The sequence below is a fragment of the Mesorhizobium sp. LEGMi-168a genome (assembly GCF_058312955.1).
Genome location: NZ_JBZEGV010000009.1, coordinates 1 through 19,111, shown reverse-complemented (window position 1 = coordinate 19,111; position 19,111 = coordinate 1). Strand labels below are relative to the sequence as shown.

The 19,111-nt window shown below is 64.0% G+C and carries 18 protein-coding genes; 14 read left to right on the top strand and 4 right to left on the bottom strand.

Annotated elements, in window-relative coordinates:
* Nucleotides 1-28 precede the first annotated feature (28 nt).
* The 5 genes from AC4FWB_RS14525 to AC4FWB_RS14505 all read left to right on the top strand — a co-directional run bounded on the left by AC4FWB_RS14525 (nucleotide 29) and on the right by AC4FWB_RS14505 (nucleotide 5,655).
* On the top strand, nucleotides 29-1,237 hold the full coding sequence (locus AC4FWB_RS14525) for an acetyl-CoA C-acetyltransferase (RefSeq protein WP_491026815.1): 1,209 nt from the start codon (nucleotides 29-31) through the stop codon (nucleotides 1,235-1,237).
* 15 nt (nucleotides 1,238-1,252) lie between these two features.
* Entirely contained in the window at nucleotides 1,253-3,472 is a 2,220-nt protein-coding gene (locus tag AC4FWB_RS14520; RefSeq protein ID WP_491026813.1) for a 3-hydroxyacyl-CoA dehydrogenase NAD-binding domain-containing protein, read from the top strand.
* Between the two features lie 9 nt (nucleotides 3,473-3,481).
* Nucleotides 3,482-4,024 carry a thioesterase family protein gene (locus AC4FWB_RS14515; RefSeq protein WP_491026811.1) on the top strand — a complete coding sequence of 181 codons (543 nt, stop codon included), beginning with the start codon at nucleotides 3,482-3,484 and terminating at the stop codon, nucleotides 4,022-4,024.
* Between the two features lie 94 nt (nucleotides 4,025-4,118).
* Entirely contained in the window at nucleotides 4,119-4,760 is a 642-nt protein-coding gene (locus AC4FWB_RS14510) for a S24 family peptidase (protein ID WP_491026810.1), read from the top strand.
* Between the two features lie 10 nt (nucleotides 4,761-4,770).
* The gene (locus AC4FWB_RS14505) at nucleotides 4,771-5,655 is read left to right on the top strand and encodes a thermonuclease family protein (RefSeq protein ID WP_491026809.1); all 885 of its coding nucleotides are present in this window, start codon (nucleotides 4,771-4,773) and stop codon (nucleotides 5,653-5,655) included.
* On the opposite strand, the gene AC4FWB_RS14500 is transcribed toward AC4FWB_RS14505, so the two are convergent.
* Nucleotides 5,618-7,267, bottom strand: a complete 1,650-nt coding sequence (locus AC4FWB_RS14500) for a lysine--tRNA ligase (RefSeq protein WP_491026808.1) — start codon at nucleotides 7,265-7,267, stop codon at nucleotides 5,618-5,620. The genes AC4FWB_RS14505 and AC4FWB_RS14500 overlap by 38 nt on opposite strands.
* A 157-nt stretch (nucleotides 7,268-7,424) precedes the next feature.
* Here AC4FWB_RS14500 and AC4FWB_RS14495 point away from each other — a divergent pair, with 157 nt between their 5' ends.
* Entirely contained in the window at nucleotides 7,425-7,835 is a 411-nt protein-coding gene (locus AC4FWB_RS14495; protein ID WP_292339817.1) for a tellurite resistance TerB family protein, read from the top strand.
* A gap of 157 nt (nucleotides 7,836-7,992) precedes the next feature.
* Here the strand turns inward: AC4FWB_RS14495 and AC4FWB_RS14490 are convergent, their stop codons facing one another.
* Nucleotides 7,993-8,865, bottom strand: coding sequence for an ABC transporter substrate-binding protein (locus AC4FWB_RS14490; RefSeq protein ID WP_491026807.1), 873 nt, complete (start codon nucleotides 8,863-8,865; stop codon nucleotides 7,993-7,995).
* Between the two features lie 226 nt (nucleotides 8,866-9,091).
* On the opposite strand from AC4FWB_RS14490, the gene AC4FWB_RS14485 reads away from it, so the two are divergent.
* From AC4FWB_RS14485 to AC4FWB_RS14475, 3 genes are all read left to right on the top strand, one after another.
* Nucleotides 9,092-9,823, top strand: a complete 732-nt coding sequence (locus tag AC4FWB_RS14485) for a LuxR family transcriptional regulator (protein WP_491026806.1) — start codon at nucleotides 9,092-9,094, stop codon at nucleotides 9,821-9,823.
* A gap of 277 nt (nucleotides 9,824-10,100) precedes the next feature.
* On the top strand, nucleotides 10,101-10,739 hold the full coding sequence (locus AC4FWB_RS14480) for an acyl-homoserine-lactone synthase (RefSeq protein ID WP_491026805.1): 639 nt from the start codon (nucleotides 10,101-10,103) through the stop codon (nucleotides 10,737-10,739).
* A gap of 11 nt (nucleotides 10,740-10,750) precedes the next feature.
* A complete protein-coding gene (locus tag AC4FWB_RS14475) occupies nucleotides 10,751-11,497 on the top strand; it encodes an enoyl-CoA hydratase-related protein (protein ID WP_491026804.1) in 747 nt (248 codons plus the stop codon).
* A gap of 86 nt (nucleotides 11,498-11,583) precedes the next feature.
* Here the strand turns inward: AC4FWB_RS14475 and ppk2 are convergent, their stop codons facing one another.
* On the bottom strand, nucleotides 11,584-12,489 hold the full coding sequence (ppk2, locus tag AC4FWB_RS14470) for a polyphosphate kinase 2 (protein ID WP_491026803.1): 906 nt from the start codon (nucleotides 12,487-12,489) through the stop codon (nucleotides 11,584-11,586).
* A gap of 191 nt (nucleotides 12,490-12,680) precedes the next feature.
* On the opposite strand from ppk2, the gene AC4FWB_RS14465 reads away from it, so the two are divergent.
* The 3 genes from AC4FWB_RS14465 to AC4FWB_RS14455 all read left to right on the top strand — a co-directional run bounded on the left by AC4FWB_RS14465 (nucleotide 12,681) and on the right by AC4FWB_RS14455 (nucleotide 15,879).
* Entirely contained in the window at nucleotides 12,681-13,946 is a 1,266-nt protein-coding gene (locus tag AC4FWB_RS14465; RefSeq protein ID WP_491026802.1) for a sensor histidine kinase, read from the top strand.
* A 108-nt stretch (nucleotides 13,947-14,054) separates the two neighbouring features.
* The gene (gene phoU, locus AC4FWB_RS14460; RefSeq protein ID WP_491026801.1) at nucleotides 14,055-14,780 is read left to right on the top strand and encodes a phosphate signaling complex protein PhoU; all 726 of its coding nucleotides are present in this window, start codon (nucleotides 14,055-14,057) and stop codon (nucleotides 14,778-14,780) included.
* 88 nt (nucleotides 14,781-14,868) lie between these two features.
* Nucleotides 14,869-15,879, top strand: coding sequence for a magnesium and cobalt transport protein CorA (locus tag AC4FWB_RS14455; RefSeq protein WP_491026800.1), 1,011 nt, complete (start codon nucleotides 14,869-14,871; stop codon nucleotides 15,877-15,879).
* A gap of 113 nt (nucleotides 15,880-15,992) precedes the next feature.
* Here the strand turns inward: AC4FWB_RS14455 and AC4FWB_RS14450 are convergent, their stop codons facing one another.
* Nucleotides 15,993-16,511, bottom strand: a complete 519-nt coding sequence (locus tag AC4FWB_RS14450; RefSeq protein WP_491026799.1) for a GcrA family cell cycle regulator — start codon at nucleotides 16,509-16,511, stop codon at nucleotides 15,993-15,995.
* Nucleotides 16,512-16,867: 356 nt separating this feature from the next.
* Between AC4FWB_RS14450 and AC4FWB_RS14445 the strand changes: the two genes are divergently transcribed.
* Both AC4FWB_RS14445 and argF read left to right on the top strand, forming a co-directional pair.
* Nucleotides 16,868-18,067, top strand: coding sequence for an aspartate aminotransferase family protein (locus AC4FWB_RS14445; protein ID WP_491026797.1), 1,200 nt, complete (start codon nucleotides 16,868-16,870; stop codon nucleotides 18,065-18,067).
* Nucleotides 18,068-18,083: 16 nt separating this feature from the next.
* Nucleotides 18,084-19,010: an ornithine carbamoyltransferase gene (gene argF / locus AC4FWB_RS14440; RefSeq protein ID WP_491026796.1), complete on the top strand. Its 927-nt coding sequence runs from the start codon at nucleotides 18,084-18,086 to the stop codon at nucleotides 19,008-19,010.
* The last annotated feature ends 101 nt before the right edge of the window (nucleotides 19,011-19,111 follow it).

Genomic DNA, 19,111 nt, shown 5'->3' with positions numbered 1-19,111 from the left:
CGTTTCAGCAAACCCAAGGAGCAGAAAAATGGCAGAAGCTTACGTCTACGACGCCGTGCGCACGCCGCGCGGCAGGGGCAAGAAGGATGGCTCGCTGCACGAGGTGCCGGCCGTGCGGCTCGCCGCCAAGACGCTTGAGGCGCTGCGCGACCGCAACGGGCTCGACACCGGCAATGTCGACGACATCATCTTCGGCTGCGTCGATCCGGTCGGCGAGGCGGGCTCGGTGATCCCGCGCGCTGCCGCCTTCGAGGCCGGCTACGACACCAAGGCGCCGGGCATGCAGATCTCGCGCTTCTGCGCCTCGGGCCTCGACGCCATCAATTTCGGCGCCGCCAAGATCGCGCAAGGCGCGGACGAGATCGTGATCGCCGGCGGCGTCGAATCGATGTCGCGCGTCGGCATGGGCATGTCCGGCGGCTCCTGGTTCATGGACCCGTCGGTCGGCCTGCCCGGCTGGTTCGTGCCGCAGGGCATCTCGGCCGACCTGATCGCGACGAAATACGGCTTTAGCCGCGACGATGTCGACGCTTATGCGGTCGAGAGCCAGAAGCGCGCGGCCAAGGCCTGGGAAGAGGGCCGCTTCAAGAACTCGGTGATCCCGATCAAGGACCAGAACGGCCTCACCATCCTCGACCGTGACGAGCACATGCGGCCCTCGACCGACATGCAGTCGCTCGCCTCGCTCAATCCGTCCTTCGTCATGCCGGGCGAAATGGGCGGCTTCGATGCGGTCGCCGTGCAGAAGCACCCGGAAGTCGAGGAGGTCAACCACGTCCACCATGCCGGCAATTCCTCCGGCATCGTCGATGGCGCCGCTGCCGTGCTGCTTGGCTCGAAGAAGGCCGGCAAGGCGATGGGCCTGAAGCCCCGCGCCAGCATCCGCGCCTTCGCCAATATCGGCTCCGAGCCGGTGCTGATGCTGACCGGCCCGGTCGACGTCACCGAGAAGCTTCTGAAGCGCGCCAAGATGAAGCTGTCGGACATCGACCTGTTCGAGCTCAACGAGGCCTTCGCCTCGGTTGTGCTGCGCTACATGCAGGCCTTCGACATCCCGCACGACAGGATCAACGTCAATGGCGGCGCGATAGCCATGGGCCACCCGCTCGGCGCCACCGGCGCGATGATCCTCGGCACGGTGCTGGACGAGCTGGAGCGCCGCGACTTGAACACCGCTCTGGTCACGCTCTGCATCGGCGCCGGCATGGGCACCGCCACCATCATCGAACGCGTCTGACGGGGAGAGAAAAAGATGAGCTACACCAATTTCACCCTCGACGTGGACGCCGACGGCATCGCTCTGGTCACCTGGGATATGCCGGACCGCTCGATGAACGTCTTCACCGAAGAGGCGATGCGCGAGCTTAACGCCATTGTCGATCACGTGGCCGGCGCCGCCGCCATCAAGGGCTCGGTGATCACCTCGGGCAAGGACAGCTTCTCCGGCGGGGCCGACATCACCATGCTGCAGAAGATGCTCGCCACCTTCGCCGTCGAAAAGGAGAAGGACCTCCAAAAGGCGACCAAGGCACTGTTCGACAATGCCGGCTATATGACCGGCCTGTTCCGCAAGATCGAGACTTGCGGCAAGCCATGGGTGTCGGCGATCAACGGCACCTGCATGGGCGGCGCCTTCGAGATGTCGCTCGCCTGCCACGGCCGCGTCGCCGCCGATTCCGACAAGGTGAAGATGGCGCTTCCCGAGGTGAAGATCGGCATCTTCCCGGGCGCCGGCGGCACCCAGCGCGTGCCGCGGCTGACCGATCAGCAGCAGGCGCTGCAGATGCTGACCTCCGGCCAGAATCTTACGCCGCAGAAGGCGAAGTCGATGGGCCTGATCCACGAGATCGCCGAGCCGAAGAAGCTTGTCGAGACCGCCAAGGCGATGATCAGGAACGGCCTGAAGCCGGTCGCGCCCTGGGACGAAAAGGGCTTCAAGCTGCCGGGCGGTCCGATCTATTCGGCGGCTGGCGCCAATCTCTGGCCGCCGGCCATCGCTATCCTGCGCCGCGAGACCTATGGCAATTACCCGGCTGCCGCCGCGATCCTGAAATGCGTCTATGAAGGGCTGCTGGTGCCGTTCGACACCGCTTTGCGTATCGAGCAGCGCTATTTCACCGAGATCATGCAGACCAAGGAGGCGGCGGCGATGATCCGCTCGCTGTTCGTGTCGCTGCAGGAACTGAACAAGGGCGCGCGCCGCCCGGCCGGCGTGCCGGACACCAAGTTCAAGAAGATCGGCATCCTCGGCGCCGGCTTCATGGGTGCCGGCATCGCCTATGTCACGGCCAAGGCCGGCATTCCGGTGGTGCTGCTCGACCGCGACATGGAATCGGCCGAGAAGGGCAAGGCGCATTCCGACAGCCTGATGGCGGATCAGGTGAAGAAGGGCCGCGCCAAGCCCGAGGACAAAGACAAGCTTCTGTCGTTGATCACGCCGACTGCCGACTATGCCGATCTTGCCGGCTGCGACCTCGTGGTCGAGGCTGTCTTCGAGGATTCGGCCGTCAAGAAACTCGCCACCGAGAAGGCGGAAGCGGTGCTGAAGTCGTCGGCGATCTTCGCTTCCAACACCTCGACCATCCCGATCACGGCGCTGGCGAAGAATTCGGCGCGGCCGAAGAATTTTGTCGGCATCCACTTCTTCTCGCCAGTCGACAAGATGATGCTGGTCGAGATCATCCTCGGCAAGAAGACAGGCGACAAGGCGCTTGCGGTAGCCATCGACTTCGTGCGCGCCATCAAGAAGACGCCGATCGTCGTCAACGACACGCGCGGCTTCTACGTCAACCGCTGCGTCCTCCGTTACATGTCGGAAGCCTACAAGATGCTGATCGAGGGCGTTCCGGCGGCGATGATCGAGAACGCCGCCAAGGCCGCCGGCATGCCTGTCGGCCCGCTGGCGCTGACCGACGAGACGGCGATCGACCTTGCCCAGAAGATCATGAAGCAAACCATCAAGGATCTCGGCGAGAAGGCCGTCGACCCGAAGCAGATGGCGCTGATCAACACCATGGTCGACACGCATGGCCGCTTCGGCCGCAAGAACGGCAAGGGCTTTTACGACTATCCCGCCAAGCCGGCCAAGAAGAAGCTATGGCCGGGGCTCAAGGATCTCTATCCGCAGCTCAAGCCCGAGAAGGTCGACTATGAGGAGCTGAAGGAGCGCCTGCTGATCACCATCGCGCTGGAGGCGGTTCGCGTGATGGAGGAAGGCATCGTCACCGATCCGCGCGAGGCGGATGTCGGCTCGATCCTCGCCTTCGGCTTCGCTCCCTTCACCGGCGGCGCGCTCTCCTACATCGACGGTATCGGCGCCAAGCGTTTCGTCAAGATCGCCAAGGGCCTGCACAAGAAATACGGCGCCGAGTTCAAGTCGCCCAAGCTTTTGCTCGACATGGCAGAGAAGGGCGAGACCTTCTACCAGCGCTTCGACCCCTATCAGAAGGGCGAGGTGAAGAAGGCCGCTTGACGCCCAGTCATGTATGTCTGGGGGCGCCTCGCGCGCATGATGGCCACGGCGTCCAGCCGTGGCCCTTACGTGGTCGGCGATCAGAGTCGGCTGGCCTTCCGCTGCCTGCCGACCGACATCGATTTCAACAGCCATCTCAACAATGCGCGCTACATGATGCTGGCCGACCTTGGCCGCATCGATGTCTTTCTTCGCGTCGGTCTGGTCGCGCTCGCGCGCCGCAACGGCTGGGCGCCGATGATCGGCGGGCTGCAGGTGACCTATGTGCGCGAGATCAGGCTGTGGCGCCGCTTCGAGGTGCTATCGTCGATCGAGACCTGGGAAGGCACTTCCGTGATCGGCAGGCACCGCTTCGTCCTCGACAATGGCGAGACGGCCGCGCTGATCTTGACCACTGGCGGCGTCTACGACCGTCGTGGTCGCCGTTTTCTCGAGATCGACGACGTTGTCGCGGCGCTCGGCCGTTCCGCCGAGCCGCGCCCGCCGACCGAAACCGAACGGGCGTTCATGACCTCGCACCAGAACCTGCGCGATCAGGCCAAGCGGGCCTGATTGCCGGCGACCTGACGCTTCGCCAGTGGACAATCAACCCGCCGCGCGCTAGACAGCGTTGAGGCATTTTTTCCTGTTTCGAAGGAGAGCGGACTTGCTCTCACACGATCGCGTCTGGGCCGCAATCGACGCTCTCGCCGAGCGCTATTCGCTGTCGGCTTCCGGTCTCGCCAGGCGCGCGGGCCTCGATTCGACCGCTTTCAACAAGTCGAAGCGCCTGTCCTCCGACGGCCGGCCGCGCTGGCCGTCGACCGAATCGCTGGCCAAGATCATCGAGGCCACCGGCGCCTCGCTGGAAGAGTTCACCGTGCTGGTCGAAGGTCGCGGCAGCCCTGCCGCGCCGCAGTCGCGCATCGCCGTGCCGTTGCTCGGCTTCGCCCAGGCCGGCGCCGGCGGCTTCTTCGACGATGCCGGCTATCCCTCGGGGCAGGGCTGGGATCTGGTGGAGCTTCCGGCGCGGGCGGCCGAAACCTCCTATGCGCTGAAGGTCCAGGGCGATTCCATGCTGCCGCTCTACCGCAATGGCGACGTGCTGATCGTCGAACCGGGCGCGCCGACGCGCAAGGGCGACCGCGTCGTCGTCAAGACCGCCGCCGGCGAGGTCATGGCCAAGGTGCTCGAACGGCTGACCGCCAAGTCGATCGTGCTGGTTTCGCTCAATCCCGCTCACCCGGACCGCGACATCCCGATGCGCGATGTCGAATGGGTGGCGCGGATCGTCTGGGCAAGCCAGTAGGTCCGGGCCTGTGCGGGTCCTCCATTTTGCCCTCGCGGTTCTGGCAGTTCCGGCAATGGCGGCGCTGGTCGTTGCTGGAGGCCGCTCGCTAAAAGGCAGCGAAAGCGTCGTCACGGTCGACCAGATCGATCCGGCCGATATGCTTCCGGGGCAAGGCACCGGCGCGGCGCCCCAGGAGCCGGAGACCGAGGAACCGGCAACCTCCGCCATTCCAGCGCCGGCCGCTCCGCAGCCGCCCAAGCCGCCAGCACATTCGCGATCGATCGATCCCGAAGTCGTGGCGCCGCCCGAAATGCCCGACGAGACGCTCGAACGGGTCGAGCCGCGCGCGCCGCTCAGCGATCTGGCGCTGGCCGGTCCGCCCAAGCCGCCCAAGCTGAAAATGCCGGACGACTGGAATGGCACCAAGCTGTTCCAGCCGGTTGCCACCGCCGCCGGCTTCATCGAGGCAAAAGGCTACGCTGTCGCCATCGCCGGCATCGACATCGTCAAAGCGGAAGAAACCTGCAGCGACGAAGGCAAGTCCTGGGCTTGCGGCGCGCGCGCCAGAACGGCGTTCCGCGCCTTCCTGCGCGGGCGCACCGTGGTCTGCACCGTGCCGCCGGAGGGGGGCCGCGATACCATTTCGGGCGAATGCCGCGTCGGCAACAAGGATATCGGCGAGTGGCTGGTGGAAAACGGCTGGGCGCGCGCCGCGCAAGGCAGCCCTTATGTCGAGGCGGGCGACAAGGCGCACGCGGCCAAAAAAGGCATCTTCGGCGCGGCGCCGAAGCTCGGTGGCCTGCCGGCATTGCCGGCCGCTACCGGCCCGGCGCCTGCCGCGCCAAGCTCTATTCTGCCGGCGGACGACGGCGCGGTTACGCCGCCAACTGACCAGCCAACGCCCGCTCAATGAGCGCGCGCGTCTCTGCGATGCCGTAAAGCGCCGCGAAGGAGCCGAAGCGCGGCCCGCGCTCCTGCCCGATCAGCACCTGGTAGATCATCTGGAAGAAGCTGACCGACACGCCGGGGCCGCCCTCCGGGCTTTGCTTGGAATGGTCCTGATAGCGCTCGATCCGCCGCGCCACGTTGAGCGCCGCGTTCTGGATCGCCTCGCCGTCGGCGCCTTGCGGCAGGGCGGCGAGCGCTTCCGAGAGCTTCGCCAGCGCCTCGCGCTCCACTTCGTCGGCGGCGCGATAGACCTTGGTCGGCTTCACGAAGTCGTCGAAATAGCGGATCGCATAGCCGGTCAGCCGGTCGAGCTCAGGGTGGGTCTTCGGCGTCACGCCCGGCGCATGCCGCGAGATGAAGCCCCACAGCACCGCCTTGTCATGCGCGTTTGAGGCGCTGACCAGATTGAGCAGCAGCGCGAACGGCACCGGCAGATCGATGGGCGGCGGATTGCCGTCATGCATGTGCCAGACGGGGTTGCCGAGCCGCTCCTTCCAGTCCTGCCGCGGATAGGCGCCGAGGAAGGAATAATATTCATCGACCGCCTTGGGGATGACGTCGAAGTAGAGCTTCTTGGCCTGCCGCGGCCGTTGGTACATGTAGAGGCCGAGGCTCTCGGTCGGCGCATAGGTCAGCCACTCGTCGATGGTGAGGCCGTTGCCCTTCGACTTCGAGATCTTCTGGCCGTTCTCGTCGAGGAACAGCTCGTAGACGAAATGCTCCGGCGCGCGGCCGCCGAGGATGTTGCAGATGCGGTCGTAGATCGCGGCGTTGGTCTGGTGATCCTTGCCGAACATCTCGAAATCGACGCCGAGCGCCGCCCAGCGCATGCCGAAATCCGGCTTCCACTGCAGCTTCACCTTGCCGCCGGTGACCGGCAGCGTGGTTTCGGTGCCTTCGTCGTCGAAGGTGATGGTGCCGGCCTTGGCGTCGACATGCTTCATCGGCACGTAGAGCACGCGGCCGCTTTTCGGCGAGATCGGCAAGAACGGGCTGTAGGTCGCCTGGCGCTCCGGCCCAAGCGTCGGCAGCATCACTGCCATGATCTCGTCATAGCGCTCGGCGGCGTGCAGCAGCACCTCGTCGAAGCGGCCTTCCTTGTAGTACTTCGTCGCGCTGGCGAACTCGTAGTCGAAGCCGAACGTGTCGAGGAAGCGGCAGAGCATCGCGTTGTTGTGGTCGGCGAAGCTCGCATAGTCGCCGCCGAAGGGATTGGGCACCGCCGTCAGCGGCTTGTGCAGATAGGGCTCGAGCGCTGCGCGATCCGGCACATTGTCGGGAATCTTGCGCATGCCGTCCATGTCGTCGGAGAAGCAGAGGAGCTTGGTCTTGACCTTGTCCCCGGTCAGCACCCGGAAGGCGTGCCGCACCATGGTGGTGCGCGCCACCTCGCCGAAGGTGCCGATATGCGGCAGGCCGGACGGGCCATAGCCGGTCTCGAACAGGACGGTGTCCGGAAAATCCTTGTCCTTGTAGCGAGCAATGATCTTCTTGGCTTCCTCGAACGGCCACGCCTTGCTCTCGGCGGCCGCCGCAAGCATCTCGGGATTGAGATCGATGATGTTTGATCCCGTCATGTCAAAGGTCCAGTCATGTGCCGGCTTTCGCCGCGGGTAAGATTTTTCAACCGGTCTCTAGGCGCGACTGGCCGGAGCGTCAACGATTTGCGGCGGTTTTCCTTGCGGCGCCACAATGGCGCTCCTACGTTGGGGCCATGTTATCAAGGAGTTTTGAATGCCTTTGACGCCACACGAAGCCCTGATCCATCTGATGGTCATCACCTCGGCTTCCGATCGCGACATGACCGATGTCGAACTGGCGCGGATCGGCGACGTCGTCCGCTCGTGGCCGGTGTTCGTTGACTTCAACCAGGACAGGCTGGTTGCGGTTGCTCAAGCCTGTCAGAAGGCGCTGCATGAGAAGGACGGGCTGGAGGGCGTGCTCGCCGGCGCCGCGGAAGCGCTGCCCGAACGGCTGCGTGACACGGCTTATGCGGCCGCTTTCGAGGTCGCGGCCGTCGATCTCGAAATGCGCATGGAGGAGGTGCGGGTGCTGCAGCTCATCCGCCTGAAGCTCGATCTCGACACGCTGACCGTCGCCGCGATCGCCCGCGCGGCCAAGGCGCGCCTGCGCACGCTCACGTGACAATTAGCACGGATCGAGGGCTGCTGAGATTCAGGTCAGCCTGAGCCGAGAATGGTGGTTTCCGAGAACCGGAGCGGAACGTACTTAAAGTACGTGAGCACCGGAAGCGGAGGAAACCGCCATTCGCAGGCCGGCATCACCTGAATATCGGCAGCCCTCAGAAAAAGCTCACCGGAAAATAGCGCAGATAGAACTCGGCGAAGGTTCCCTTGATGGAGATTTCCTGCAGCGCGTAGTCAAAGGCGGCCGCCAGCGCCGGATCGCCGGCCCTGGTGGCGATCGCCATGCCTGAGCCCAGATATTCTGGCGCCAGATAGGGGCCGCCGGCAAAACGGCAGCAGCCGGCGGCGTCGGAACCGCCAAGCCAAAACGAAAACCGCATGCCGTCGCCGAAGGCGGCATCGATCTTGCCGGCCTTGAGGTCGGCGTAGAGGGTCTCAGGCTTGTCGAAGGGCACCACCTGGACAGTGCCGAAATAGTCGCGCAGCATCTTTTCATGCGCCGAGCCGGCAATGACACCGACCCGCTTGCTGCGCAGCTTGTCGAGGATCGGTTCGGTGAACGCTTTGGCCTTCGGCATGATGAAGCGCGCCGGGAACTGCAGGTAGGAACGTGAGAAGGCGTATTTCTCGCGGCTTTCCGGCGTTGCCGCGATGCCGGCGATGATCGCCTCGCCTTCCCCCTTCTGCAACGCGGCGTCGAGCTCGTTCCAGGGCAAGGCCTGGATCTGGCATTTCTCGACGATACCGAGCTCAGCGCAGATCGCCCTTGCCAAGTCGATGTGGAAACCCGACAGCCGGCCTGAGCCGTCGAGGAAATTGAAGGGCGGAAAATCGGTGGTGGTGAGGAATCTCAACCGTGGCAGCGCCGAAAGATCGGGCTTGGGCAGCCGCTCCTTGGCATCCCACAGCACCGGAACTTGCGGCTCCGCGGCCTGAGTCGCGCCGGCAAGCGGCAGCGCCCCGATCAGCGCCGACAGCACGATCAGAAATATCCACCGGAAAGTCACGATAAGGCTCCGCCCAGTCATGTTCTTGGCTTTTCGTATGAAAACGGGGCGGGCACAATTGTTTTTGATTTCAAACTCGGGAATTCGGCGTATGGTTTAGCATGTTTGCAAGTGGCAGCGCGCGCCGGCAACGGGGGAGATCACCGGCGCGACGAGGGAGCTTGCAGCACGGGGGTTGATGGCGAAGGGTGGTTCGGGCATCTACCGTCAGTGATGAAGCAGGAAGCAACATGGGGTAGATGTTGCGATGAGCATGTTCGATAGAACTCTCGAATACATAGACCAATTGCAGCACGCCAGCACGGCGGCGGCGGTGTGCGAACGGCTGCTCGGCGTCACCTCGAATTTCGGGCTGACGGCGCTGATGGCTGGAACCGTGCCGCACCCCGGCACCCCGCGCGGCCAGCAGAAGGACCACGTCCTGCTCTGCGACTGGCCGGGCGAGTGGCTGGAGCGCTACGTGGCGCGCAACTATGTCGACCATGATCCGGTTGTCAGCCACATGAAGCAATTGCAGGCTCCGTTCCAGTGGCGGGAAGCCTCGCAGGCCATCGTCATCGACAAGAGCAGCGACGAGGTCATGGGCGATGCCCGCGAGTTCAAGCTCCGCGACGGCCTCGCCTTCCCGCTGGTCACGCTCGACGGTCAGATCGTCATGGTCTCGCTGGGCGGCGAGTCCGTCGAATTGTCGGAGGCCGAGTTCGGGATGGTTTCGCTGGCGTCCACCTACGCCATCGGCCGCGCCATGCAGCTTCACACCATGGCCGGCAAGGTCATCGACCACATAGAGTTGACGCCGCGTGAGCGCGAATGCCTGCAATGGGCGGCCGTCGGCAAGTCCGAGTGGGAGATTTCGCAGATTCTCGGCATCTCGGAGCACACCTCCGAGAAACACCTTCTTAACGCCAAGAGCAAACTGGGCGCCGCCAACCGTGTGCAGGCAGTCGCGGAGGCCATTAGGCGCGGCTATATCAGCTAGGTCGGCCGGTGACGGCCCAGAAATTGTCGCCCACGCATTCGCGTAATATTTTAGGCAAAGGCCGGCCGTATCCTCGTCTTAAGAGAGGGCTAATACTTTCTTAACGCCAAAGCAAACTGGCCGCCGTCAACTGCGTTCGGGCAGTCGCGGAGGCGGTTAGGCGCGGCTATATTAGCGAGGTCGGTCGGTGCCGACCTAGAAATTCTTGCCTACGCGATCGCGTAATATTTTCGGGAAAGCCCGGCCGTATCTTCCTCTTAAGCCTAGGAGACGGCTAATGCTTTTTTCCCTCACCACTCAGGAATTGATGGAGCGTCCCGACCTTTGGGAAGCGGTCCATCGCCTGCGCTACAAGATCTTCGTCGAGGAGATGGGATGGGCCGATCTCGATCGCCCGGACGGGCTCGAGATCGATCAGTTCGACCATGACGAGGCCGAACATCATCTCGTCATCCGCAACGGCGAGCTCGCCGGCTATCAGCGCATGCTGCCGACGACACGGGCGCACCTTCTGACCGACGTCCTGTCGGATCTCTACGAAGGGACGCCTCCGTCGGGGCCGAATGTCTGGGAGCTGACCCGCTATGCGGTGGCGCCGGGCTTTCGCGACGGTAAGCGCGGCGTTTCGACGGTCGGCACCGAGCTGATCGCCGGCTTCGTCGAATGGGGCCTCAAGCGCAACGTCAACCAGGTCATCATCGAGTTCGAACCGATGTGGGTGCTGCGCGCGCTGCAGCTGCACTTCCTGGCGACGCCGCTCGGCTACCAGCGTACCTATGGCAACCAGCAGGTCGTGGCGACGCTGCTCACCTTCACCGAGCACACGCTGAATGTGGTGCGCCAGCGCCGCAACCACTTCCTGCCGGTGCTCAACCGCGGCTACCCCGGCCAGCTCGGCCTGAGGCAGGCTTCGTGAGGGAGGTGGTCATGGGCTTCCATCCTGAACCGGAACTGCACGGCCACACGCTGGTCGTCACCGTGTCCTCGCATGATGGCCGGCCGGTGCTGGACAGGCACGCCTATGCGAGCCTCGCCAGAACCTTCCACGAGGCCGCCGTCAATGACGACGTTCGCGTGGTCGTGCTGCGCGGCCTCGCCGGCTGCTTCTGCCTCGGCGGCGACTTTTCGGAGTTCCTCGACGCCACCAAGCACCAGCAGCTGATCGCCGCCGTCACCGACATGTTCCGCATGCTGGCGACCTTCCCCAAGCCGGTCCTGGCCTGCGTGGACGGCGACGCCGTCGGTGTCGGCTGCACGATCCTGTTCCACTGCGACATGGTGATTGCCTCGAGGGGCAGCACCTTCAGGGTGCCGTTCGTCGATTTCGGCCTCGTGCCGGACGCGGCGACCAGCATCCTGGCGCCCCAGAAGCTCGGCTATGCCGGCGCCTTCCGCTTCTTCTGCCTGGGCGACACACTCGGCGTCGACGACGCCAAGGCGCTCGGCCTGGTCGGCGAGATCGTGGAAGGCAGCGCCGAGGAGACGGCCTTGGCGCGGGCAAGGCAGCTCGCCAAGAAGCCGGTTGCCGCGCTGTTGCAGACACGCGGTCTGCTCAAGGGCGATACGGACGTTCTGTGCGACCGCATCGACCACGAGATATCGCTGTTCCAGCAGGCGCTCCAGGACGACGCCACGCTGAAGCGGCTGCAGCGGATCGCCCGCCTCGCCGCTTAGACCCGGCATGAAACCTCAGCGCCGCGCACCGGAAGGATGCGCGGTGCTGTAATCTTGAGGCGCCGATCGCCGGCCGCTGGGGAACGCTATTTCTCCAGGAACGACGGCCCTTCGCCGATGATCTTCTTGTCCATCTTGCCGATAGTGTCGAGATCGCGCTCGTCATAAGGCAGCGACAACAGGATCCGCTGCATGACGGCGAGCCGCGCCCGGCGCTTGTCGTTGGCGCGCACGATGATCCAGGGCGCGAACTCCTTGTGGGTGCGCTCGACCATCAGATCGCGCGCCCTGGTGTAGTCGTCCCATTTGTTGATGCCGGCAATGTCGATCGGCGAGAACTTCCAGTTCTTCAATGGCGACCAGCGGCGGTCGTGGAAGCGTTCGAGCTGCGTCTCGCGGCCTATGTTCAGCCAGAATTTGAAGAAGTGGATGCCCTCGTTGCAGATCATGCGCTCGAAATGCGGCGTCTCGTCGAGGAATTTCTCGTGCTGTTGCGGCGTGCAGAACCCCATGACCGGCTCGACGCCGGCCCGGTTGTACCAGGAGCGGTCGAAGGTGACGAACTCGCCCGAAGTCGGGAAATGGTCGACATAGCGCTGAAAGTACCATTGCCCGGTTTCCGTCGGTGTCGGCTTGGTCAGCGCCACGTTGCGCGCCGTGCGCGGATTCATGTACTGCCGCAGCACGAAGATCGTGCCGCCCTTGCCGGCGGCGTCGCGCCCCTCGAACAACGCCATCACCCGCTTGCCGGTCGCCTGCAGCCAGGCCTGCGCCTTGACCAGTTCGATCTGCAGGCGCTCGAGCTCCTTGTCGTAGTCTTCGCTCTTCATCTTCTTGTCGTACGGATAGCCGCCGGCGGTCAGCTTGTTGTCCTCGATCCAATTCGGAAGCGCCGGGTTGTCGATGTCGAACTCGCGTTCCTTGCCGCCGATCCTGATCCTGATCGGTCCCGCGGCGGGCGCCGCTTCGGCGGTTTCCTTGGCATTTTTCATCGAGGCGAACCCTTTCCAGCTTGCGGACTCATGCTATGGAGCCTCCACGACGCCCGCGTCCATCCGGACGTGGGACGTCGTAGCACTTTGATTTTGCGCATGAACATTCCAGAAAATCGATTCCGATTTTTGCGGGGTCATGCGCCGGTCCGGTCGGGCGAACTTTCACCCGCGGAGATACGGGGCAGCGCATGGTCGACACGGGTGCAGAGCGAAGAGGCGCGATGGAAGCCGTCGCCGCCCGGCTGCGGCGCCGTCGCTGGTTGCTGGCCGCGGCCATCGTTGCGGTCCTCTCCGTCTACGCTTTTGGCGGCATCTCGATCTATGTGCCGCTGCTGGCCCTGGTCTTGTTGGTCGCGGCGGCAATGTTGCCGGCCGATGTCGAACGCCAGTCCGCCGATGGCGCGGCGGCGATCGAGGCCGGCGGGCTGCAGCGGCTCTCCGGCGAATATCTTGCCGCGGCCGTCGCCGACCCGCTGATCATCTTCGACCGCGCGGCCAGCATCGTCCACGCCAACGCGGCTGCCTTCGCCGCCTTCGGCGGGCTGGCGCCCGGCATGTCGCTGTCGCTCAAGTTCCGTGCGCCCGAAATGCAGGCCCTGCTTGACGGCATCGTCTCGGGGGCCGTGGCCTCCGATGTCGTCGACTATACCGAGAAGCTGCCGGTCGAGCGCACATACCGGGTGAGCGCATCTTCGGTCGGCCATGCCACCGATCTCTACGTTCTGGTGTTCAAGGATCAGAGCGAGGCGCGCCGCATCGACCGCATGCGCGCCGACTTCATCGCCAATGCCAGCCACGAGCTGCGCACGCCGCTCGCCTCGATCGCCGGCTTCATCGAGACCTTACGCGGCCCGGCGCGCGGCGATCCGGCGGCACGCGACCAGTTCCTGCAGATCATGCAGAACCAGACGGGCCGCATGGCGCGTTTGATCGACGACCTCTTGTCGCTGTCGCGGCTGGAGATGAAACCCTATCTCAGGCCGGGGACCGAGGTCGATCTTCGCCAGACCATCGAGAGCGTCATCGATTCCCTTGGCCCGGTCGCCAGCGAGAACGGCCTCGTCATCGAGCGGGATTTCGTCGATGGTCCGCTTTCCGTGCCCGGCGACCGCGACGAGCTCTTCCAGGTTTTCGAGAATCTCCTGGAGAATGCCTGCAAATACGGTCAGTCGGGCGGGCATGTTACCGTATCCATCGCCCGCAGCGAGGATGGCCAGGATGCAGGCATCGACGTCACCATAAGAGACTATGGCCCTGGCATCGCCGAGGAACACATCCCACGCATCACCGAGCGTTTCTACCGCGTCGATGTCGAGAGCAGCCGCGCCCAAAAGGGCACCGGTCTTGGCCTTTCGATCGTCAAGCATATATTGACCCGTCATAACGCCAGGCTGTCGATCAGGTCGGAAGTCGGCAAGGGCGCGGCGTTCACGGTTCATTTGCCGGCTCAATGATCCTATATTGGTTGCCAACCGGCAATTTCGTCTTTCTGTCATCCGGCTCGCGTATCAGCGACAGATTGAGGGAACGCACCAGCCGGCAGAAACCGGGAAGGCATAGCCATGCAGTCCGTCCACATTGTCAGTGCCTATGACGAAGAACTGAAATTCCTGTCGAAGCGCATCGCCGCCATGGGCGGGCATGCCGAGCGCATGGTCGAACAGGCGATCGCGGCCCTGGTCAATGCCGACCCAGGCCTCGCCCAGAAGGTCATCCAGGACGATCTCGTCCTCGACGAGGGGCAGCGCGAGATCGACGACAAGGCGATCATCATCATCGCCAGGCGCCAGCCGATGGCGACGGATCTGCGCGAGATCGTCGGCGCCATCCGCATCTCCGCCGACATCGAGCGCGTCGGCGACCTCGGCAAGAATGTCGCCAAGCGCGTCGCGGCGGTCATCGACGGCCGCCAGCCGAACAGCCTGTTCCGCGGCCTCGAGGCGCTGGCCAACCTGGCGCTGACGCAGCTCAAGGAAGTGCTCGACGTCTATGCGTCGCGCTCGGTTGAGAAGATCGGCTTCGTGCGCGACCGCGACGACCAGATCGACGCCATGTACACCTCGCTGTTTCGCGAGCTTCTGACCTACATGATGGAAGATCCGCGCAACATCACGCCCTGCACGCATCTGCTCTTCTGCGCCAAGAACATCGAGCGGATCGGCGACCACGCCACCAACATCGCCGAAACCATCTATTACATCGTCACCGGCGACCAGATGCCGGCCGATCGGCCGAAGGGTGACAAGACCGACCAGGTGGTGTCCCCAGGGACGGTATCGGCTACGTGAACAGCCAGCCTCTCGAACGGCTTTCTAATTTAGGCTAAGCTCCTCCAGATGCAGTGATTTTGTCAGTCGCAGTCTCGGGAGGTTTGCGATGGAACAAGTTCGAAACCTGACCCCGACCCCGCAGCCGACATCGGGCATCATTGCGTCCAGCGTCTATTCCGCCGGCAAGCGCGTCGCCGACATATCGGTCGAAGAGGCTGGCGAATGGGCGGCAAGGCCCGACCATGTCGTCTGGATCGGCCTGCTCGAGCCCGACCGCAACCTGTTGCTCAGGGTGCAGGCGCAGTTTCACCTGCATGATCTCGCGATCGAGGACGCCGAGCATCCGCATCAGCGGCCGAAGATCGAGCAATATGGCGATGCCTTGTTCATCGTCGCCCGCACCGCTCAGCTGATCGATGGCCGCGTTACCTTCGGCGAGACGCATCTTTTCGTCGGCACCGGCTACATCGTCAGCGTCCGGCACGGCCCGTCGACCTCCTACGCCGCGGTGCGCCAGCATTGGGAAAGCTGCCCCTCGTCGCTCGCCAAGGGCGAGGATTTCGTCCTCTATGCCATTCTCGATTTCATCGTCGACAACTACATGCCGGTGCTCGAGCAGATCGAGGACGAGGTCGAGCAGATCGAGGACAAGGTGTTGCTGAAGCCGATGACCGGCGCCGATATAGAACGGCTCTACATGCTGCGTCGCGATCTGCTCAGGCTGCGCAACGCGGCGCTGCCGCTGGTCGAGGTCTGCCGGCGGCTCACCAGCGCCGATCTGCCGCAGATCCACGGCGCCATGCACCCGCTGTTCCGCGACGTCACCGATCACATCCGCACCGTGCAGGAAAAGATCGACAGCCTGCGCGAGGTCCTGGCCTTCGCCTTCGAAGCCAGCCTTCTGGTCGGACAGAGCCAGGAAACGGCGATTTCCAAGAAGCTTGCCTCATGGGCCGCCATCCTGGCGGTGCCGACGGCCTTCGCCGGCATCTACGGCATGAACTTCACCGACATGCCTGAACTGAAGATGGAATATGGCTATCCGACCGTGCTGGTCGCGATCGCGCTGATCTGCGTGTTTCTGTATTGGCGGTTCAAGAAGAATGGGTGGCTGTGAAAATAGGGGAGTAAGGGAGTAGGGCAGTAAGGGAGTATGTCAGGAATTGCCGAGAACCGCGCTCAAAAGCGCTATTTTTACCTACTCCCCTACTGCCTTACTCCCCTATTCCCCTATCTCGCCCTGCGCCTTTCCGCCGCCGGCTGGAACGCGACACGCGAGTGATATTTGCAGTATGGCCCGGTCTCGGCGGCGTCGTTGCCGCAGAAGGAGAAATCTTCCGACAGCGGATCGCCGTTCGGCCACTTGCAGGTGCGCTCGGTCAGCTCGACGAGCTGCAGGTTGCGCGAGATCGGCACGACGACATTCTCGACCGGGCGGATATAGTGGCGCGCCACCGGCTCTGCGTCGAACTGCACCTGCAGCGCGGTCGCGCCGATGGAGGCCGTCACGTGACGTGTCGCGCTTGCCGCGCGAGCCACCGATTTCTGTATCGAGGCCCCCTGCGTCGCTTTCTTCTGTCGTGCAGGCGCTGCGGTCGCGCGGCCGCGGCCCGAGAGTTTCAGGCGATGCACCTTGCCGATGACGGCGTTGCGGCTGACCCCGCCGAGCTGTGCGGCGATCTGGCTGGCGCTGAGACCCTCCGACCACAATTTCCTGAGAAGTTCGACCCGCTCGTCAGTCCAGTTCATGAGACCGCGCTCCTGCTGAGGCGTACGGCAGTCAGAATCCTTTCCCGCCCCGGCTCCCGCCGGGCAAATAACACCACATCTACCGGGTGATTAGATCCGCCGCACGAAATCTAGTTATTTCTCGACTACAATTACCTTAAGCGCTGACTCGGTGACAAGAGTCCCCAGGGCAACACGATTCGGTTTTTTCGGTTTTCCCCAACTTGCCTGACCGCTTATGAGCCGGCGTGCCGTCGGAGTCTTGCCGCGCGCTTCTGCGCGACGTTTTCGTTGACTTCATGACCGAAAAACATGATAAGCCGCAAAGGCCGCCGCATTGGCGGCTTTTTTGATTTCCGGTTCCGGAGACGCATATAATGAGCGGTTCGGCGCTTTACGAGACTTTTGCTCGCGCACCCCTGGCTTTCGACCACGGGGAGGGGACCTGGCTGGTCACCGACAAGGGCGAGCGATATCTCGATTTCGCCGGCGGCATCGCCGTGAACTCGCTGGGCCACAGCCATCCGCATCTGGTGGCGGCGCTCACCGGGCAGGCCGCCAAGCTGTGGCACGTCTCCAATCTCTACGAGATCCCCGAGCAGCGCCGGCTGGGCGAGCGGCTGGTCGAGGCGACTTTTGCCGACAAGGTGTTCTTCACCAATTCCGGCGCCGAGGCGCTGGAATGCGCCATCAAGACGGCGCGGCGCCACCAGTTCGTCAAGGGCCACCCCGAGCGCTTCCGCATCATCACCTTCGAGGGCGCGTTCCACGGCCGCACGCTGGCGACGATCGCCGCCGGCGGCCAGTATAAATATCTCGAAGGCTTCGGGCCCAAGGTCGAGGGCTTCGACCAGGTCGGGTTCGACGACATCGACGCCGCCGAAAAGGCGATCACGCCGGAAACCGCGGCGATCCTGATCGAGCCGGTGCAGGGCGAGGGCGGCATCCGCCCGGTGCCGACGCAATCCCTGAAACGGTTGCGGCAGCTCTGCGACAAGCACGGCCTGCTTCTGATCTTCGACGAGGTCCAGTGCGGCATCGGCCGCACCGGCAAGCTCTTCGCGCATGAATGGGCGGGCGTGACGCCTGACCTGATGGCGATCGCCAAGGGCATCGGCGGCGGCTTCCCGATGGGTGCCTGCCTTGCAACCGACGATGCCGCGACCGGCATGACGGCGGGCGTGCACGGCACCACCTTCGGCGGCAATCCGCTGGCGATGGCGGTGGGCAATGCCGTGCTCGACGTCGTGCTGGCAGACGGCTTCCTCGAGGATGTGCAGCGCAAGGCGCTTCTCTTGAAGCAGGGCCTTGCGGCGGTCGCCGACGAATTCCCCGAGACTATCGAAGGCATCCGGGGAACCGGCCTGATGCTTGGCCTGAAATGCGTCATGCCCAACAACAAGGTGAATATGGCGCTGCGCGACCAGCACCTGCTGGCGGTGCCGGCCGGCGACAACGTCATCCGCCTCTTGCCGCCGCTCACCGTCACCGACGAGGAGATCGGCGAGGCGCTGAAGCGCATCCGTGCTGGCGCCAGGGGCCTCACCGACGCGATTGCGGCCGAAGCCGCGAAGTAATTCTGGAATCCTGCCGATGAGCGTTCGCCACTTCACCGATCTGTCAGCCGTTTCCGCGGGCGATCTGCGCATCATGCTGGACGACGCGGTGGCGCGAAAGACCAGGCTCAAGGCCGGCGAGCGTTCGAAGCCGCTCGAAGGCAAGGTGCTGGCGATGATCTTCGACAAGCCGTCGACGCGCACGCGCGTGTCCTTCGATGTCGGCATGCGCCAGCTCGGCGGCGAGACCATCATGCTGACCGGCACCGAGATGCAGCTCGGCCGTTCCGAAACCATCGCCGATACCGCCAAGGTTTTGTCGCGCTATGTCGACGCCATCATGATCCGCACCACCTCGCATGACCGGCTGCTGGAGCTCACCGAGAATGCCACCGTGCCGGTCATCAACGGGCTGACCGACGACACCCATCCCTGCCAGCTCATGGCCGATATCATGACCTTCGAGGAGCATCGCGGTCCGGTGGCGGGCAAGACCTTCGCCTGGACCGGCGACGGCAACAATGTGCTGCACTCGCTGCTCGAAGCCTCGGCGCGGTTCCGCTTCAATCTCAATGTCGCGGTGCCGGAGGGCAGCGAGCCGTTCGAGAAATATGTCGACTGGTCGAAGGCCAATGGCGGCAAGGTCAGGTTCGCCCGCTCGGCCGAGGAAGCGGTCGACCAAGCCGATTGCGTCGTCACCGACAGCTGGGTGTCGATGGGCCAGGAGCATCGTGCCCGCGGCCATAACGTCTTCCTGCCCTACCAGGTCAATGCAGCGCTTATGGCCAAAGCGAAGTCCGACGCGCTCTTCATGCACTGCCTGCCGGCGCATCGCGGCGAGGAGGTCACCGACGAGGTCATCGACGGACCGCATTCGGTGGTGTTCGACGAGGCCGAGAACCGGCTGCACGCCCAGAAGGCGGTGCTGGCCTGGTGCCTGGGCAGGGGAATCGCACATGAGTAGAATTGGACTCTTGCGGCGGTTATCGAAATGGATTCTGAAGGACCTCTGGATGATCGGAGGTCGGCATGGTGTTTCTGGATGTATTTGGCGAGGTTCCGGAC

What these genes read in the sequence shown, in the direction of transcription:
- AC4FWB_RS14500 (WP_491026808.1), bottom strand. Translation starts at nt 7,267, where the DNA reads ATGACGGGATCAAACATCATCGATCTCAATCCCGAGATGCTTGCGGCG.
- AC4FWB_RS14465 (WP_491026802.1), top strand. Translation starts at nt 12,681, where the DNA reads ATGGTCGACACGGGTGCAGAGCGAAGAGGCGCGATGGAAGCCGTCGCC.
- ppk2 (WP_491026803.1), bottom strand. Translation starts at nt 12,489, where the DNA reads ATGAAAAATGCCAAGGAAACCGCCGAAGCGGCGCCCGCCGCGGGACCG.
- phoU (WP_491026801.1), top strand. Translation starts at nt 14,055, where the DNA reads ATGCAGTCCGTCCACATTGTCAGTGCCTATGACGAAGAACTGAAATTC.
- AC4FWB_RS14445 (WP_491026797.1), top strand. Translation starts at nt 16,868, where the DNA reads ATGAGCGGTTCGGCGCTTTACGAGACTTTTGCTCGCGCACCCCTGGCT.
- AC4FWB_RS14485 (WP_491026806.1), top strand. Translation starts at nt 9,092, where the DNA reads ATGAGCATGTTCGATAGAACTCTCGAATACATAGACCAATTGCAGCAC.
- AC4FWB_RS14495 (WP_292339817.1), top strand. Translation starts at nt 7,425, where the DNA reads ATGCCTTTGACGCCACACGAAGCCCTGATCCATCTGATGGTCATCACC.
- AC4FWB_RS14475 (WP_491026804.1), top strand. Translation starts at nt 10,751, where the DNA reads ATGGGCTTCCATCCTGAACCGGAACTGCACGGCCACACGCTGGTCGTC.
- AC4FWB_RS14490 (WP_491026807.1), bottom strand. Translation starts at nt 8,865, where the DNA reads ATGACTGGGCGGAGCCTTATCGTGACTTTCCGGTGGATATTTCTGATC.
- AC4FWB_RS14450 (WP_491026799.1), bottom strand. Translation starts at nt 16,511, where the DNA reads ATGAACTGGACTGACGAGCGGGTCGAACTTCTCAGGAAATTGTGGTCG.
- AC4FWB_RS14455 (WP_491026800.1), top strand. Translation starts at nt 14,869, where the DNA reads ATGGAACAAGTTCGAAACCTGACCCCGACCCCGCAGCCGACATCGGGC.
- AC4FWB_RS14515 (WP_491026811.1), top strand. Translation starts at nt 3,482, where the DNA reads ATGTATGTCTGGGGGCGCCTCGCGCGCATGATGGCCACGGCGTCCAGC.
- AC4FWB_RS14525 (WP_491026815.1), top strand. Translation starts at nt 29, where the DNA reads ATGGCAGAAGCTTACGTCTACGACGCCGTGCGCACGCCGCGCGGCAGG.
- argF (WP_491026796.1), top strand. Translation starts at nt 18,084, where the DNA reads ATGAGCGTTCGCCACTTCACCGATCTGTCAGCCGTTTCCGCGGGCGAT.
- AC4FWB_RS14480 (WP_491026805.1), top strand. Translation starts at nt 10,101, where the DNA reads ATGCTTTTTTCCCTCACCACTCAGGAATTGATGGAGCGTCCCGACCTT.
- AC4FWB_RS14520 (WP_491026813.1), top strand. Translation starts at nt 1,253, where the DNA reads ATGAGCTACACCAATTTCACCCTCGACGTGGACGCCGACGGCATCGCT.